15 protein-coding genes are annotated in these 15,699 nt (G+C 59.4%); 5 read left to right on the top strand and 10 right to left on the bottom strand.

Translation table 11 applies throughout. The features are described 5' to 3' along the window. Positions 1-63 precede the first annotated feature (63 nt). The 6 genes from cobB to ACOI6Z_RS15870 form a co-directional block, all read right to left on the bottom strand. Entirely contained in the window at positions 64-894 is an 831-nt protein-coding gene (gene cobB, locus ACOI6Z_RS15895; protein WP_017898959.1) for a Sir2 family NAD+-dependent deacetylase, read from the bottom strand. 14 nt (positions 895-908) lie between these two features. After that, positions 909-1,820, bottom strand: a complete 912-nt coding sequence (nagK, locus tag ACOI6Z_RS15890) for an N-acetylglucosamine kinase (protein WP_420687449.1) — start codon at positions 1,818-1,820, stop codon at positions 909-911. 48 nt (positions 1,821-1,868) lie between these two features. Beyond that, positions 1,869-3,113, bottom strand: coding sequence for a lipoprotein-releasing ABC transporter permease subunit LolE (gene lolE / locus ACOI6Z_RS15885; protein ID WP_023289152.1), 1,245 nt, complete (start codon positions 3,111-3,113; stop codon positions 1,869-1,871). After that, the gene (gene lolD / locus ACOI6Z_RS15880; protein ID WP_065812111.1) at positions 3,113-3,814 is read right to left on the bottom strand and encodes a lipoprotein-releasing ABC transporter ATP-binding protein LolD; all 702 of its coding nucleotides are present in this window, start codon (positions 3,812-3,814) and stop codon (positions 3,113-3,115) included. Before lolD ends, lolE begins: the two co-directional genes overlap by 1 nt. Further along, entirely contained in the window at positions 3,807-5,006 is a 1,200-nt protein-coding gene (lolC, locus tag ACOI6Z_RS15875; RefSeq protein ID WP_023289151.1) for a lipoprotein-releasing ABC transporter permease subunit LolC, read from the bottom strand. Before lolC ends, lolD begins: the two co-directional genes overlap by 8 nt. A 133-nt stretch (positions 5,007-5,139) precedes the next feature. After that, the gene (locus ACOI6Z_RS15870; protein WP_060592440.1) at positions 5,140-5,271 is read right to left on the bottom strand and encodes a hypothetical protein; all 132 of its coding nucleotides are present in this window, start codon (positions 5,269-5,271) and stop codon (positions 5,140-5,142) included. 39 nt (positions 5,272-5,310) lie between these two features. On the opposite strand from ACOI6Z_RS15870, the gene mfd reads away from it, so the two are divergent. After that, entirely contained in the window at positions 5,311-8,757 is a 3,447-nt protein-coding gene (mfd, locus tag ACOI6Z_RS15865) for a transcription-repair coupling factor (protein WP_420687448.1), read from the top strand. Positions 8,758-8,922: 165 nt separating this feature from the next. Beyond that, positions 8,923-9,876 (top strand): L,D-transpeptidase LdtC, encoded by a 954-nt coding sequence (gene ldtC / locus ACOI6Z_RS15860; RefSeq protein WP_023289149.1) that lies wholly within the window; start codon positions 8,923-8,925, stop codon positions 9,874-9,876. A 128-nt stretch (positions 9,877-10,004) separates the two neighbouring features. Here the strand turns inward: ldtC and bhsA are convergent, their stop codons facing one another. Beyond that, positions 10,005-10,262: a multiple stress resistance protein BhsA gene (bhsA, locus tag ACOI6Z_RS15855; protein WP_002900788.1), complete on the bottom strand. Its 258-nt coding sequence runs from the start codon at positions 10,260-10,262 to the stop codon at positions 10,005-10,007. A gap of 133 nt (positions 10,263-10,395) precedes the next feature. On the opposite strand from bhsA, the gene ACOI6Z_RS15850 reads away from it, so the two are divergent. Further along, the gene (locus ACOI6Z_RS15850; RefSeq protein WP_044522093.1) at positions 10,396-10,515 is read left to right on the top strand and encodes a hypothetical protein; all 120 of its coding nucleotides are present in this window, start codon (positions 10,396-10,398) and stop codon (positions 10,513-10,515) included. After that, positions 10,512-11,147 (top strand): TetR/AcrR family transcriptional regulator, encoded by a 636-nt coding sequence (locus ACOI6Z_RS15845; RefSeq protein WP_023289148.1) that lies wholly within the window; start codon positions 10,512-10,514, stop codon positions 11,145-11,147. The genes ACOI6Z_RS15850 and ACOI6Z_RS15845 overlap by 4 nt, the downstream gene beginning before the upstream one ends. Positions 11,148-11,205: 58 nt before the next feature. Here ACOI6Z_RS15845 and ACOI6Z_RS15840 read toward each other — a convergent pair whose 3' ends face one another. Further along, positions 11,206-11,322 (bottom strand): hypothetical protein, encoded by a 117-nt coding sequence (locus ACOI6Z_RS15840; protein WP_004147940.1) that lies wholly within the window; start codon positions 11,320-11,322, stop codon positions 11,206-11,208. Between the two features lie 68 nt (positions 11,323-11,390). On the opposite strand from ACOI6Z_RS15840, the gene ACOI6Z_RS15835 reads away from it, so the two are divergent. Continuing rightward, positions 11,391-13,580 (top strand): TonB-dependent siderophore receptor, encoded by a 2,190-nt coding sequence (locus ACOI6Z_RS15835; RefSeq protein ID WP_420687447.1) that lies wholly within the window; start codon positions 11,391-11,393, stop codon positions 13,578-13,580. 57 nt (positions 13,581-13,637) lie between these two features. On the opposite strand, the gene ACOI6Z_RS15830 is transcribed toward ACOI6Z_RS15835, so the two are convergent. Next, positions 13,638-14,177, bottom strand: a complete 540-nt coding sequence (locus ACOI6Z_RS15830) for a glycine zipper 2TM domain-containing protein (RefSeq protein WP_002900781.1) — start codon at positions 14,175-14,177, stop codon at positions 13,638-13,640. A 193-nt stretch (positions 14,178-14,370) separates the two neighbouring features. Continuing rightward, positions 14,371-15,675, bottom strand: a complete 1,305-nt coding sequence (locus tag ACOI6Z_RS15825; protein ID WP_008805997.1) for an NAD(P)/FAD-dependent oxidoreductase — start codon at positions 15,673-15,675, stop codon at positions 14,371-14,373. Positions 15,676-15,699: the final 24 nt, after the last annotated feature.

Below are 15,699 nucleotides of genomic sequence, written 5' to 3'. Positions count from 1 at the left end.
CCTTGTCAACAGCGCTGCCGGAAGCGGTGGGCGTCGCCCTGACCCCCGGCAGGCTGATTCAGTTTACAGCGCGTTTTCCTGCAGCAGCTTATCGATAAAGGCGGGTACCACTTCGCTTGCCAGCCCGTAGTGCTTTTCGGCAAACTCGCTGCCCACCTGGCTGGGCTCGAGGTTCAGTTCAACGGTATGGGCGCCGTGCAGTCGCGCCTCGTGCACAAAGCCGGCCGCCGGATAGACGTGGCCGGAGGTGCCGATGGCGATAAAAATATCCGCTTCGGCCAGCGCGCTGTAGATCTCGTCCATCCCCAGCGGCATTTCGCCAAACCAGACCACGTGCGGACGCAGCGCCGCCGGGAACTGGCAGCAGTGGCATTTGTCCTCTGCGGTGACGTCCCCGGTCCACTCCAGCACCTGGCCGCTCCACGAACAGCGCACCTTCAGCAGCTCGCCGTGCATATGGATCACCCGGCGGTTGCCGGCGCGTTCATGCAGATTATCGATATTCTGGGTGACCAGCAGAAAATGGTCGCCCAGCAGATCCTCCAGACGCGCCAGCGCCAGATGTGCCGCGTTCGGCGCGATCTCCGGACTCTGCAGCTGACGACGGCGGGCGTTGTAGAACGCCTGCACCAGCGCCGGGTCGCGGGCGAAGCCTTCCGGCGTCGCCACATCTTCCACCCGATGCTCTTCCCACAGGCCATCGGCCGCGCGGAAAGTTTTGATCCCCGACTCCGCCGATATGCCCGCGCCGGTTAACACCACCACTCTCGGTTTGGCCATCGCTTCAGGCTTCATCCTGTCCTCCCTAAAGAAAATCCGCTGACGCAGACGGTCACGCAACTGACGTTTATTGCGACGAAAACGGCTCAATCGATGTAAACGGCGCGACTGCATAGCTACCTCTGTGGTTAATGGCTCAGATGAAGGAAGGCCGCACCGCGCATTCCCCCGGCATCGCCGTGGCGCGCGCGCTCAATGCGCGGTACCCTGGCGACCGGCAGAAGATGGCGCGGCAATCGCTGCGCCAGCCCTTCGCTAATGGCCGTAAAGTTAGATAATCCACCGCCGAGCACCAGCAAATCCGGGTCGACAATGGTCAGTATATTTCCCAGACACACCGCCAGCAGATCGAGATAGCGCTCTACATGCGCCTGGGCGCGCGGATCGTGCTGCTGCCACTGCGCCACAATCTCCGGCGAGGTAAGCGGTTGCTGATAAAAATGTTCATACAGCCAGGCGAAACCGCGGCCGGAGAGATAATTTTCAATGCAGCCCAGCTGGCCGCAGCCGCAGCGAAGCAGCGGAAAATCATGCCCGACCACCTCCAGGGCATCCACCGGCAGACGAATATGACCAAACTCGCCGGTGATATAGCTATGTCCGGTAATCGATTTACCGTTCAACACCAGGCCGCCGCCCACGCCGGTGCCGAGGATCAGCCCCATCACCAGCGGGTATTGCGTAAACTCATCGTCCCACGCTTCCGACAGCGCGAAGCAGTTGGCGTCATTATCGAGGCGCACATCGCGCCCCAGTCGCGCGCTGAGGTCGGCGCGCAGCGGCCGGCCGCTGGCGGCAGGCACGTTAGCGGCATACAGCGTGCCGTCCGCCGTTTCCGGCATCCCCGGGATACCGATCCCAACCGTCCCCTGCCGGTCGAAGCGCGCATCGGCCTCGCGGACCAGCGCCTCCACCGCCTGGAGAAAATCCTCATAACTGCTTTTCGGCGTGGCGACGCGTTTTTCCCACTGCAGCCGCCGCTCCTGATTAAATACGCCCAGCGCTATCTTGCTGCCGCCAATGTCAAATCCATAGTACATTTCAGCAATTCCTCTTGTGTCGTCAGCCAGGCCGACGATGACGATAAATTACTGGCCACTCAGCACCCTCGCCGGGTCGATACGGCTGGCGCGGCGGGCGGGATACCAGCTGGCCAGCAAACTCAGCAACAGTGCTGTCACCAGCACATAAAAGACGTCCAGCCAGTGCAGTTCAGACGGCAGGAAGTCAATAAAATAGATGTCGCCGGAGAGGAATTTATGCCCAATCAGGTATTCGATGCCGTTGATGATTGACGTCAGATTCAACGCGCAGATCACGCCGATCACCACCCCGAACAGGCTGCCTACCGATCCGGCTAATAAACCATACCACACGAAAATCGCGCGAATTAAGCCGTCTTTTGCGCCAAGCGTGCGCAGCACCGCAATATCGCCGCTTTTGTCTTTGACCGCCATCACCAGCGTCGAGACGATGTTAAAGCAGGCCACGCCGATCACCAGTACCATCGCCAGGTACATAATGGCGCGGATCATCTGGATATCGCGATACATATAGCCGTAGGTGCCAATCCAGCTCTTGATGTAGACGTAGCTGTTGGTCACCTCGCCGGCGTCGCGCACCAGCTTGTTAGCATGGAAAACGTCGGTGACCTTGATGGCGATGCCGGTCACGCTGCCGCCCATCTCCAGGTACTGCTGCGCATCCTGCATCGGAATCATGGCAAAACTATGATCGAGCTGGCCGCTCAGCTGTAAAATACCGGTCACATGCAGCCTGACGCGTTTCGGCTGCAGCAGTTGATGGTCGGCGTCGGCGTTAGGGATCATGATCGACACCCAGTCCCCCTGCTTCACGTGCAGGGCATCGGCGACGCCTTTACCCAGAATCACCTGCTGTTCGCCGGCCTTGAAGCCGGCCCACGCGTTATTCTGCACAAAGGTGGGCAGCGCGCTGAGCCGGGTTTCCTGCTGCGGGTCGACCCCTTTCACCTGGATGGCGCGCATATTGCTGCCGCTCTCCACCAGGCCGGTGAAGTTAATATAGGGCGCCGCCGCGACAATCCCCTTCACCTTCTGCACCTTCGCCAGCGCCTCCTGCCAGTTATTCCACGGCTGGTTCACGGGTTCGATTTCACCGTGCGGCACCACCGCCAGCACGCGGTGGTTCAGCTCGCGCTCAAAGCCGTTCATCGCGCTGAGACCGACGATCAGCACCGCCACCCCCAGCGCAATACCGATGGTGGAGATCACCGAGATCAGCGACACCATGCCGCCGCGCCGCCGGCCGCGGCTGAAACGCAATGCAATTAATAACGATAACGGAGAGGCCATTACTCGGCCCCCATCAGGGTCAGGTCGGCGGTCAGGCGGCCATCGCGCATCTCCAGCTGGCGGCTCATCCGCTTCGCCAGCTGCAGGTCGTGGGTCACCACCAGAAACGCGGTGCGCTGCGCGAGGTTCAGTTCGCCCAGCAGCTGGAAGATGCTGTCCGCGTTGCGGGCGTCGAGGTTACCGGTCGGCTCATCCGCCAATACCAGCCGCGGTTTGTTCACCAGCGCGCGGGCAATCGCCACCCGCTGGCGTTCGCCGCCGGAGAGCTCCGACGGACGGTGATGGCTGCGGTGTTCAAGCCCGACCGCCTGCAGCATCGCTTTCGCCTGACGTTCAATGTCCGCCGGCTTCTTTTTGCCAATCAGCAGCGGCATCGCCACGTTTTCCAGCGCGCTAAAGTCCGGCAGCAGATGGTGGAACTGATAGATAAAGCCCAGCTCGCGGTTACGCAGGTCGGCGCGCGCGGCGGTGGAAAGCTTACTCATCGGCTGACCGGAGAAAATCACATCGCCAGAGGTGGGCGTATCCAGGCCGCCGAGCAGATGCAGCAGCGTACTTTTGCCAGAGCCGGAGGTGCCGACGATGGCCATCATCTCGCCTTCACCAATGCTGAAGCTGACATTGTGCAGGACATCGGTTTGCACATTGCCTTCCTGATAGCGTTTGCACAGGTTGTCGCATTGCAGCAGGATCTTATTCATAACGTAAAGCCTCAGCGGGTTGAGTGGCGGCAGCGCGCCAGGAAGGGTACAACGTAGACAACAATGCCAGCGCCATCGCCACCAGGGCGATCACGACGACCTGCAGCGGCTCAATCGCCACCGGCAGCGCCGCGCCGTCAAGGAAGGCGCCGATGATCGGCATTAAATTATTCAACTGGCTGGCCAGCAGCGCGCCAAGTACGGCTCCCAGCAGCGCGCCGACGATCCCGGCGCTGGCGCCCTGCACCATAAAGACGGCCATAATCTGTCGCGGCGTCAGCCCCTGGGTCTGCAGGATCGCCACTTCGCCCTGCTTCTCCATCACCATCATCCCCAGCGAGGTAATAATATTGAAGGCCGCGACGGCGACGATCAGGCTGAGCAGCAGGCCCATCATATTTTTCTCCATACGCACCGCCTGGAACAGTTCGCCCTTGCGCTCGCGCCAGTCTTGCCACTGGGTGCCCGACGGCAGCGTCTGCTGGCTGAGGGTATCCACTTGCAGTGGTTTATCCAGCCACAGGCGCCAGCCGGTGATATTCCCCAGCGGGTAGCGCATTAAACGGGAAGCATCGTCGATGTTGGTCAGCATCTGATAACCATCGACTTCGCTGTTGGCGGCGAAGGTGCCGATGACTGTAAACAGACGCTGGCTCGGCACGCGCCCCATCGGCGTAAACTGGCTGGCGGAGGGGACCATCACGCGAATTTTATCGCCGCGATTCACCCCCAGCTGGCCCGCCAGCTGCTCGCCGAGAATCACGTTATATTTGCCCGCCTGCAGATCGCTCTGTTTGACGTTCACCAGGTACGGTGTCAGGGGATCGTTCTGCGCCGGGTCGATGCCCAGCATCACACCGACCGCCACGCTGCGCGCGCTCTGCAGCACCACGTCGCCGGTGGTGATTGGCGCCACGCGGGTGACGCCCTGGAGTTTCGCCTCGCGCTCCGGCAGCTGTTGGGGATTCACCGAACCCTGTTTGGCGCTAAGAATGGCCTGGGGCATCAGCCCCAGGATGTTGTTTTGCAGTTCGCGTTCAAAGCCGTTCATCACCGACAGGACCGTCACCAGCGCCATGACGCCGAGGGTAATACCGATGGTGGAAAGCCAGGAGACGAAACGACCGAAGCGGTCGGCTGCGCGCCCGCGCATATAGCGCAGGCCGATAAAGAGTGCGGCAGGTTGGTACATGTCATCCATCTGGTTGCTGATAGCCGATTCCCGAGTATATAAGCGATTAGGGGCAGCGTAAATGACTGATACCTGACGACTTTATTAGCAATAATCCTAAAAATCAAGCAAATACAAACGGATAGATAAGTACTTACTTATTAATCTTTACGCTTATCGACAGCGCTGACCTTTCTTCACTCAACACGCAATGGCAATTCGGGTTGGCGAATCCAGACCAATCGCGGATAATCTCACTATTGAATATCAGCGAGTTGCCCTCCATATCGGCAGAGCGAATCCCTAAGAGACCATGAAACCGTCTATGCCTGAACAATATCGATACTCATTGCCGGTGAAAGCCGGTGACCAGCGCCAGCTTGGCGAGTTGACCGGCGCAGCCTGCGCCACCCTGGTGGCGGAGATGGCCGAACGCCACAAGGGTCCGGTGGTGCTGGTGGCGCCTGACATGCAAAACGCGCTGCGTCTGAACGACGAGATCAGGCAGTTCACCGACAGCCTGGTGATGGGGCTGGCGGACTGGGAAACGCTCCCTTACGACAGCTTCTCGCCGCATCAGGACATCATCTCCTCCCGTCTTGCCACCCTTTACCAGTTACCCACTATGCAGCGCGGCGTGCTGATCGTCCCGGTCAGCACGCTGATGCAGCGCGTCTGTCCGCACAGCTTCCTTCACGGCCACGCGCTGGTGATGAAAAAGGGTCAGCGCCTGTCGCGCGATGCGCTGCGCGACCAGCTCGAGGGGGCCGGCTACCGCCATGTCGATCAGGTGAAGGAGCATGGCGAATACGCCACCCGCGGCGCGCTGCTCGACCTGTTCCCGATGGGCAGCGACCAGCCCTACCGCCTCGATTTCTTTGACGATGAAATCGACAGCCTGCGCCTGTTCGACGTCGACAGCCAGCGCACGCTGGAGGAAGTGGCGGCCATTAACCTGCTGCCGGCGCACGAATTCCCCACCGACCAGACCGCCATCGAGCTGTTCCGCAGTCAGTGGCGCGACCGCTTTGAGGTGAAGCGCGACGCCGAGCATATCTATCAGCAGGTCAGTAAAGGGACGCTGCCTGCCGGTATCGAATACTGGCAGCCGCTGTTCTTCAGCGAGCCGCTGCCGCCGTTATTTAGCTATTTCCCGGCCAGCACGCTGATCGTCAACACCGGCGATCTCGAGGCCAGCGCGGAGCGTTTCCAGAATGAAGCCCGCGCCCGCTTTGAAAACCGCGGCGTCGATCCGATGCGCCCGCTCCTGCCGCCGGAACTGCTGTGGCTGCGCAGCGATGAGCTGTTCAGCGAACTGAAAAAATGGCCGCGCGTTCAGCTGAAAACCGAGCGCCTGGCCGAAAAAGCAGCGAATACCAACCTGGGCTACCAGACGCTGCCGGACCTCGCCGTCCAGGCGCAAAACAAAGCGCCGCTGGATAATCTGCGCCGCTTCCTCGACGCGTTTGCCGGTCCGGTGATTTTCTCCGTTGAAAGCGAGGGTCGCCGGGAAGCGCTGAGCGAAATGCTGGCGCGGATCAAAATTGCGCCGAAACACCTGCTGCGCCTGGAGGAAGCCACCGGCAACGGGCGCTATCTGATGATTGGCGCCGCCGAGCACGGGTTTATCGACAGTCAGCGCGGCCTGGCGCTGATTTGCGAGAGCGACCTGCTCGGCGAGCGCGTAGCGCGCCGTCGTCAGGATTCCCGTCGCACCATTAACCCTGACACGCTAATTCGCAACCTTGCCGAACTGCATATCGGCCAGCCGGTCGTTCACCTGGAACACGGCGTGGGACGCTATGCGGGGATGACCACCCTGGAGGCGGGCGGCATCACCGGCGAATACCTGATGCTGACCTACGCCAACGATGCCAAATTATACGTTCCGGTCTCCTCGCTGCATCTTATCAGTCGCTACGCCGGCGGAGCGGAAGAGAACGCGCCCCTGCACAAGCTGGGCGGCGATGCCTGGACCCGGGCGCGGCAAAAAGCGGCCGAGAAGGTACGCGACGTAGCGGCCGAACTGCTGGATATCTACGCCCAGCGCGCGGCGAAAGCCGGGTTTGCCTTTAAACACGACCGCGAACAGTATCAGCTGTTCTGCGACGGTTTCCCGTTTGAAACCACGCCGGATCAGGCGCAGGCGATCAACGCCGTCCTCAGCGATATGTGCCAGCCGCTGGCCATGGACCGCCTGGTGTGTGGCGATGTGGGCTTCGGCAAGACCGAAGTGGCCATGCGCGCCGCCTTCCTCGCGGTGGAGAACCACAAACAGGTGGCGGTACTGGTGCCGACCACCCTGCTGGCTCAGCAGCACTATGACAACTTCCGCGATCGTTTCGCCAACTGGCCGGTACGCATCGAAATGCTCTCCCGCTTCCGCAGCGCTAAAGAGCAGGCGCAGATCCTCGAGCAGGCCGCGGAAGGCAAAATCGATATCTTGATCGGCACCCATAAGCTGCTGCAGAGCGAGGTGAAGCTGCGCGATCTGGGGCTGCTGATTGTCGACGAAGAGCACCGGTTTGGCGTGCGGCATAAAGAGCGCATCAAAGCGATGCGCGCCGATGTCGATATCCTGACCCTCACCGCCACGCCGATCCCGCGAACGCTGAACATGGCGATGAGCGGGATGCGGGATCTGTCGATCATCGCCACGCCGCCGGCGCGCCGCCTGGCGGTAAAGACCTTCGTTCGCGAATACGATGCGCTGGTCGTGCGCGAGGCGATCCTGCGTGAAACGCTGCGCGGCGGTCAGGTTTACTATCTGTTTAATGACGTCGAGAACATCCAGAAAGCCGCCGACAAGCTGGCGGAGCTGGTGCCTGAGGCGCGGATCGCCATCGGCCACGGTCAGATGCGGGAGCGCGAGCTGGAGCGGGTGATGAATGACTTCCATCACCAGCGCTTCAATGTGCTGGTGTGCACCACCATCATCGAAACCGGGATCGACATTCCCACCGCCAACACCATCATTATCGAACGCGCCGACCACTTTGGCCTCGCCCAGCTGCACCAGCTGCGCGGCCGCGTTGGCCGCTCCCATCACCAGGCCTATGCCTGGCTGCTGACGCCGCATCCGAAGGCGATGACCACCGATGCGCAAAAGCGCCTCGAAGCCATTGCCTCGCTGGAAGATCTTGGCGCAGGCTTTGCGCTGGCGACCCACGATCTGGAGATCCGCGGCGCCGGGGAGCTGCTGGGCGAAGATCAGAGCGGTCAGATGGAGACCATCGGCTTCTCCCTGTATATGGAGCTGCTGGAGAATGCGGTAGATGCCCTGAAAGCCGGGCGCGAGCCGTCGCTGGAAGATCTCACCAGCCAGCAGACGGAAGTCGAACTGCGCATGCCTTCCCTGCTGCCTGATGATTTCATCCCCGACGTCAATACTCGTCTGTCGTTCTATAAGCGCATTGCCAGCGCCAAAAACGAACAGGATCTCGAGGAGATCAAAGTCGAGCTGATCGATCGTTTTGGCCGCCTGCCCGACGCCGCCCGCAATCTGCTGGATATCGCCCGTCTGCGTCAGCAAGCGCAGAAGCTGGGGATCCGTAAGCTGGAGAGCAATGAAAAAGGCGGCGTGATCGAATTTAACGAGAAAAACAACGTCAATCCGGTGTGGTTGATCGGCCTGCTGCAGAAGCAGCCGCAGCACTTCCGCCTGGACGGGCCGACGCGCCTGAAGTTCATGCAGGATCTCGAGGAGCGAAAGACGCGGATGGATTGGGTTCGCCAGTTCATGCGCCAGCTGGAAGAGAACGCCGTCGCCTGATCGCGGGGGAGATACGGCCGGTACGCCGTATCTCCCTTTTCACATATCTGGCAATCTTTACAAACATTTTGCAATCCGCCTGGATTTCCCCACACAGACTCACGCCATAATCTCATCTCCTTTTTCATATAAAAATAACCAGTTATATATTTTGGAGTTATGGTAATGAGAAACCGTTTCCCCCTGGCGCTGGCGCTGGTCGCGCTGGTTGCCGCGCTGGCGCTGCCTGCGCGCGCTAACACCTGGCCCCTTCCCCCGCCGGGCAGCCGGCTGGTGGGGCAAAATCAGTTCCATGTGGTGCAGGATAACGGCGGTTCGCTGGAGGCGATTGCCAAAAAGTACAATGTCGGCTTTCTGGCCCTGCTGCAGGCCAATCCCGGGGTAGACCCCTATGTTCCGCGCGCCGGCAGCGTGCTGACTATCCCCCTGCAGACGCTGCTGCCCGATGCGCCGCGCGAAGGGCTGGTGATCAACCTTGCCGAACTGCGCCTCTACTATTATCCGCCGGGCAAGAATGAAGTGACCGTCTACCCGATCGGCATCGGCCAACTGGGCGGAACCACCATCACACCGACGATGGTCACCACCGTGTCCGACAAGCGGGCTAATCCGACCTGGACGCCAACCGCTAACATTCGCGCGCGCTACAAAGCGATGGGGATTGAGCTGCCGGCGGTGGTGCCTGCCGGTCCTGACAACCCGATGGGCCATCACGCTATCCGCCTTGCCGCCTATGGCGGAGTCTATCTCCTGCACGGCACCAATGCCGATTTCGGCATCGGCATGCGCGTCAGCTCCGGCTGTATTCGTCTGCGCGACAACGATATCAAGGCGCTGTACAACGCGATCTCGCCGGGCACGAAGGTGAATATTATCAACACGCCGATTAAGGCGTCGGTGGAGCCGGACGGCCGCCGTCTGGTCGAAATCCACCAGCCGCTGTCTGAGCATATCGATGACGACCCGCAGACGCTGCCTATTACGCTTAACGCGGCCATGAAGGCGTTCAAACAGGCGCCGCAGACCGACGGTACGGTAATGGAGCGCGCGATGAATTACCGCTCGGGCATGCCCATTGACGTTACCCGTCATGCCGACCCTGGTCCGCAGTCGCTGTAACCTCACGCTGCAGAAAACAAAAAACCCGCCTGACGGCGGGTTTTTTGTTGGCAAGGGTCAAACAGGGGTACAACAGGGTCTTACTCATCGCTGACCGGTGAAGGGGGCCGGGCAGCGACGCATCGGGTTTACTTGTAGATAACCGCGGTACCGTGAAGAGTATTCGGACCAGTTACCGAAGTAATACGGTATGAGGTGGCGCCCATTTCATCCGCTTTCTGCGCCAGCTGGTCTTCCAGCGACCCCAGGTTAGTCCCTGCGGACGCAGAGATGGTGCCCACTTTATGCTGGCCGGCTGGGGTGGACTGCACCTCAACAGCGGCAAAGCTGGCGAAAGAGAGGGAGCTAAGCACGGCGGCAATAGCCAGAGTATTAACGGTTTTCATGATTATTATACCTATGCAGATGAATTTTATAGTAGGGTCGTAAGCATTAACTTAACGATCGATAGGTAAATAATAATGTGATCTAAGTCACACGTCAACGCATTTTTATAACGATCGTTTAACTATTTATAAAATGCTTAATTTTCATACGCATATGAATTATTTATTTTTGAACCAACAGCGCTGGCCCCGGCGATCGTTTATTTTTATAATGGCCATTCACCAAACCAACATAGGTACAACGGCATCATGACAACTGACGTTCAAAGTTGCGCCAAAAAAAGCCGTGGCCGACCGAAGGTGTTCGACAGGGATGCGGCGCTGGACAAAGCCATGACACTCTTCTGGCAGCACGGCTATGAGGCGACCTCGCTCGCCGATCTGGTCGAGGCGACAGGAGCAAAAGCCCCCACCCTGTATGCGGAATTTGTGAATAAAGAAGGACTGTTCCGCGCAGTATTGGATCGTTACATTTCGCGCTTTGCCGCGAAGCACGAAGCCGTGCTGTTTGCTGAGGGAAAAACCGTCGATCGGGCGTTGCGCGACTACTTCACCGCGGTCGCCACCTGCTTTACCAGCAAAGAGACGCCGGCCGGCTGCTTTATCATCAATACCTCCGCCGCGCTGGCCGCCTCCTCGACGGATATCGCCAACACCATCAAATCCCGCCATGCGATGCAGGAGCAGGCGCTAACCCAGTTTCTGCAGCAGCGGCAAGCGCAGGGCGAACTGCCTGCGGGCCGCGACGTGGCGCAGCTCGCGCAGTTTCTCAACTGTGTCCTGCAGGGGATGTCCATCAGCGCACGGGAAGGCGCCGATTTCGACAAACTGATGCAAATCACTGACACCACTCTCCGTCTCTGGCCGCTGGTCCTCGAGTCCTGATGCGCCCCGCTTCCGGCGGTATTCTGCCGCCGGAACCGCCCGCCGTTTCGCTTTACCCCTACAAAATAGATTGATTTTTATTACCTTTTCTCGCGCAAGATAAACGCAAATGATATTGATTGCGATATTCATTATGTGCAAAATCCTTTTTTGAGTTTTTCCAGATGTTTCGCATTGTAACGAATACCGGCCGACGCCGGCCCATAACAACGACAAAGCAACTTGCTCATAAAAGGAATGGATATGAAAAAGCGCCTCTGGGTGCTCCACCCTCTGCTGCTGGCCAGCGCGCTGCCTGCGCTGGCGGCTCAGTCTGATGAAGACAGCATCATCGTTAGCGCGAACCGCACCCACCGCACCGTGGCCGAGATGGCCCAAACCACCTGGGTCATTGAGGGCCAGGAGATTGAGCAGCAGGTCCAGGGCGGGAAAGAGTTCAAAGACGTGCTGGCGCAGCTGATCCCGGGCATCGATGTCAGCAGCCAGGGGCGCACCAATTACGGGATGAACATGCGCGGGCGCGCCATCGTCGTGCTGATTGACGGCGTCCGGCTCAACTCCTCACGCACCGACAGTCGCCAGCTCGACGCCATCGATCCGTTCAACATCGAACATATCGAAGTGATCTCCGGGGCGACCTCACTGTACGGCGGCGGCAGTACCGGCGGACTTATCAACATCGTCACCAAAAAAGGGCAGCAGGATCGGCAGGTCGATCTTGAGGTGGGCAGCAAGAGCGGGTTTGCCAACAGCAACGATCATGATGAGCGCGTCGCGGCGGCCGTCAGCGGCGGGACAGACCACGCGTCCGGGCGTTTATCGGTAGCCTATCAGCGTTTCGGCGGCTGGTACGATGGCAACAACGATGCGCTGCTCCTCGATAACACCCAAACGGGGCTCCAGCACTCCGACCGTCTGGACGTCATGGGAACGGGGACGATCGAGATCGACGACAACCGCCAGCTGCAGCTGGTCACCCAGTATTATAAAAGCCAGGGCGATGATGACTATGGCCTGTGGCTCGGAAAGAATATGTCCGCGGTGACCAGCGGCGGCAAAGCGTACACCACCGATGGGCTCAATTCCGATCGTATCCCCGGCACCGAGCGCCATCTGATCAGCCTCCAGTACGCCGATGCCGACTTCTTCGGTCAGAATCTGGTGAGCCAGGTGTACTATCGCGATGAATCCCTCACCTTCTATCCGTTCCCGACGCTCAGCAAAGGCCAGGTCAGCAGTTTCTCCTCGTCGCAGCAGGATACCGATCAGTATGGGGCAAAGCTGACCCTGAACAGTCAGCCGCTGGCGGGCTGGGATCTCACCTGGGGTCTCGACGCCGATCATGAGACCTTCAATGCCAATCAGATGTTCTTCGATCTGCAACAATCGCTGGCTTCCGGCGGGCTGCACAACGAATCGATCTATACCACCGGCCGCTACCCGGGATACAGCATCTCCAACGTCGCGCCGTTCCTGCAGTCAAGCTACGATCTGAACGACATCTTTACCATCAGCGGCGGGGTTCGCTACCAGTGGACCGAAAACCGGGTTGACGACTTTGTCGGCTACGCCCAGCAACAGGATATCGCCAACGGCAAAGCGCGCTCCGCCGACGCCATCAAAGGCGGCAAAACCGATTATGACAACTTCCTGTTTAACGCCGGGATCGTCGCCCATCTGACCGAGCGTCAACAGACCTGGTTTAACTTCTCGCAGGGCGTTGAGCTGCCGGATCCGGGTAAATACTATGGCATCGGGAAATACGGCGCCGCGGTCAATGGTCATCTGCCGCTGCTCTCCAGCGTCAACGTCGATGACTCGCCGCTGCAGGGGATCAAAGTTAACTCGTATGAGCTGGGCTGGCGCTACACCGGCGATAACCTGCGCACCCAACTGGCGGCGTATTACTCGACTTCGGATAAAACCATCGTGGTCAACCGTACCGACATGACCATCGATGTTCAGTCCGACAAGCGGCGTATTTACGGTGTTGAGGGAGCGGTCGATTACTTTATTCCGGACAGCGACTGGAGCGTCGGCGGCAACTTCAACGTGCTGAAATCACAGGTGCAGACCGATGGCCGCTGGCAAAAATGGGACGTCACCCTCGCCTCGCCGTCCAAAGCCACCGCCTGGGTAGGCTGGGCGCCGGATCCGTGGAGCCTGCGCGTGCAGAGCCAGCAGGTGTTTGACCTCAGCGACGCCGCCGGCAACAAGCTGGAAGGCTATAATACCGTCGATTTTATCGGCAGTTACGCGCTGCCGGTGGGGAAACTGACCTTCAGTATCGAAAACCTGCTTAACGAAGATTATGTCACCATCTGGGGCCAGCGCGCGCCGCTGCTCTACAGCCCAACCTACGGCAGCTCGTCGCTGTATGAATATAAAGGCCGTGGCCGTACCTTCGGTCTGAATTACGCGTTAACTTTCTGACAAAAAAAGCCCCTCAGCCTGAGCGATTGAGGGGCTAATCATTACACAAATCTGTTTTTAGATTTTGTTGTTCAGGACCAGCTGGCCGTTGTTGTCCAGCGGGATCTGGCTGCCAGGATCGTGATCCATACGGATTTTCCCCTGCTGATCGCCTATCTTATAGGTCACATCGTAGCCCAGCATTTTGTCGGATTTGTCATACACCGTTTTGCAGCGCTGCTGCGTGGTGGTGTAGGTGTCGTTATCCTGCATCGCGCCCTGGATCTGGTTACCGGCATAGCCGCCGCCCAGCGCGCCCACCACCGTCGCCACGCTGCGTCCGTGACCGCCGCCGAACTGGTGGCCAATCACCCCGCCCGCCACCGCGCCCAGCACGGAACCGGCGATGCGGTTTTCATCCTGTACCGGACGACGATGGGTCACGGTGACATTACGGCATTCCTGGCGCGGCGTTTTCACGGTTTCTTTAATCGGTGTACTGGAGACCACTTGCGCATACTGCGGGCCGCGATCTAACACGTTGAGACCAGCGACAGCTGCAACGCCCAGCGCGGCAGCCACGCCTATCCCTATACCCGCCAACATAGATTTATTCACGGGAGATCCTCCTTTGTTGCTGTTGATACAATTTTGCAACCGGACCCGGGAAGGCGCAAATCAGATAGCGGATGAAAAGTGCGAGAATTCGCTGCAAATCAAAGGGATTCAGAGGATTCCGAGCGGGATCGCCGCCGGTTCAGCAGAAGAGCCCGGAGGCGCCGCCAGGGCGCGCTCCGGGTCGCGATAGCGATTAGTGCAGCTTGAGACGCGGGCGAATGATGCGGTTGATGCGACCAACCAGCATCATCAGGCCGGTTTTGAAATAGCCGTGCAGGGCGATCTGGTGCATACGGTACAGGGAGATGTACACGAAGCGCGCAATGCGCCCTTCCACCATCATCGAGCCGCGCATCAGGTTGCCCATCAGGCTGCCGACGGTGGAGTAATTGGACAGCGACACCAGCGAGCCATGGTCTTTATAGGTATACGCCTTCAGCGGTTTGCCTTTCATCTGCGCGAGGATGTTATTCAGCGCGCAGGTGGCCATCTGGTGCGCCGCCTGAGCACGCGGTGGCACAAACCCGCCTTCCGGACGGGCGCAGGAGGCGCAGTCGCCGATGGCGAAAATATCCGCGTCGCGGGTGGTCTGCAGCGTCGGCTCAACCACCAGCTGATTGATACGGTTGGTTTCCAGGCCGCCGATCTCTTTCATGAAATCTGGCGCTTTGATCCCGGCCGCCCAGACCATCAGATCCGCTTCAATATATTCGCCATCTTTGGTGTGCAGGCCGCCCGCATCGGCGCTGGTGACCATGGTCTGCGTCAGCACCCGTACGCCCAGCTTGGTCAGCTCATTGTGCGCCGCGCCGGAAATGCGCGGCGGCAGCGCAGGCAGAATGCGTTCGCCCGCTTCGACCAGCGTGACGTTCAGCGCTTCGTTGGTCAGCCCTTTGTAACCGTAGCTGTGCAGCTGTTTCACGGCATTATGCAACTCAGCGGAGAGTTCCACGCCGGTGGCGCCGCCGCCGACGATGGCAATGTTCACTTTACCGTTAGCGCCGAGGTTCGCGGAGTACTTAAGGAACAGGTTGAGCATCTCCTGATGGAAACGACGCGCCTGATGCGGGTTGTCGAGGAAAATGCAGTTCTCTTTCACCCCAGGGGTGTTAAAGTCATTCGAGGTACTGCCCAGCGCCATCACCAGCGTGTCGTACGGCAGTTTACGCTCAGCCACCAGCAGCTCGCCTTTTTCATTGCGCAGCTCGCCGAGGGTGATGGTCTTCCCTTCGCGATTGATATCGACCACCGACCCCAGCTGGAACTGGAAGCCGTGGTTGCGGGCATGGGCCAGATAGCTCAGCGCATCAACGCCTTCATCCAGAGAACCGGTGGCCACTTCGTGCAGCAGCGGCTTCCACAGATGGCTGTGGTTACGGTCCACCAGGGTGATTTTCGCTTTCTTATGGCGCCCTAACTTTTTCCCCAGCTGAGTTGCCAGTTCCAGTCCGCCTGCGCCGCCACCCACAATTACGATTTTTTTCAATGGCGTAGTCATGTGTACCCCTAAAATTATTAACCA

This window comes from Klebsiella sp. C239 (assembly GCF_048822715.1).
GTDB classification, from domain to species: Bacteria; Pseudomonadota; Gammaproteobacteria; order Enterobacterales; family Enterobacteriaceae; genus Klebsiella; species Klebsiella quasipneumoniae.
The sequence above is the reverse complement of the archived record's forward strand: the minus strand, read 5'-3'. Positions and strand labels throughout refer to the sequence as shown.

Bases quoted from the DNA above. Each gene is read 5' to 3' on its own strand.
- ACOI6Z_RS15825 (WP_008805997.1), bottom strand. From the start codon at position 15,675: ATGACTACGCCATTGAAAAAAATCGTAATTGTGGGTGGCGGCGCAGGC.
- mfd (WP_420687448.1), top strand. From the start codon at position 5,311: ATGCCTGAACAATATCGATACTCATTGCCGGTGAAAGCCGGTGACCAG.
- lolC (WP_023289151.1), bottom strand. From the start codon at position 5,006: ATGTACCAACCTGCCGCACTCTTTATCGGCCTGCGCTATATGCGCGGG.
- ACOI6Z_RS15870 (WP_060592440.1), bottom strand. From the start codon at position 5,271: ATGGAGGGCAACTCGCTGATATTCAATAGTGAGATTATCCGCGATTGG.
- ACOI6Z_RS15835 (WP_420687447.1), top strand. From the start codon at position 11,391: ATGAAAAAGCGCCTCTGGGTGCTCCACCCTCTGCTGCTGGCCAGCGCG.
- ldtC (WP_023289149.1), top strand. From the start codon at position 8,923: ATGAGAAACCGTTTCCCCCTGGCGCTGGCGCTGGTCGCGCTGGTTGCC.
- ACOI6Z_RS15845 (WP_023289148.1), top strand. From the start codon at position 10,512: ATGACAACTGACGTTCAAAGTTGCGCCAAAAAAAGCCGTGGCCGACCG.
- ACOI6Z_RS15850 (WP_044522093.1), top strand. From the start codon at position 10,396: ATGCTTAATTTTCATACGCATATGAATTATTTATTTTTGAACCAACAG.
- lolE (WP_023289152.1), bottom strand. From the start codon at position 3,113: ATGGCCTCTCCGTTATCGTTATTAATTGCATTGCGTTTCAGCCGCGGC.
- bhsA (WP_002900788.1), bottom strand. From the start codon at position 10,262: ATGAAAACCGTTAATACTCTGGCTATTGCCGCCGTGCTTAGCTCCCTC.
- ACOI6Z_RS15840 (WP_004147940.1), bottom strand. From the start codon at position 11,322: ATGCGAAACATCTGGAAAAACTCAAAAAAGGATTTTGCACATAATGAA.
- cobB (WP_017898959.1), bottom strand. From the start codon at position 894: ATGCAGTCGCGCCGTTTACATCGATTGAGCCGTTTTCGTCGCAATAAA.
- nagK (WP_420687449.1), bottom strand. From the start codon at position 1,820: ATGTACTATGGATTTGACATTGGCGGCAGCAAGATAGCGCTGGGCGTA.
- lolD (WP_065812111.1), bottom strand. From the start codon at position 3,814: ATGAATAAGATCCTGCTGCAATGCGACAACCTGTGCAAACGCTATCAG.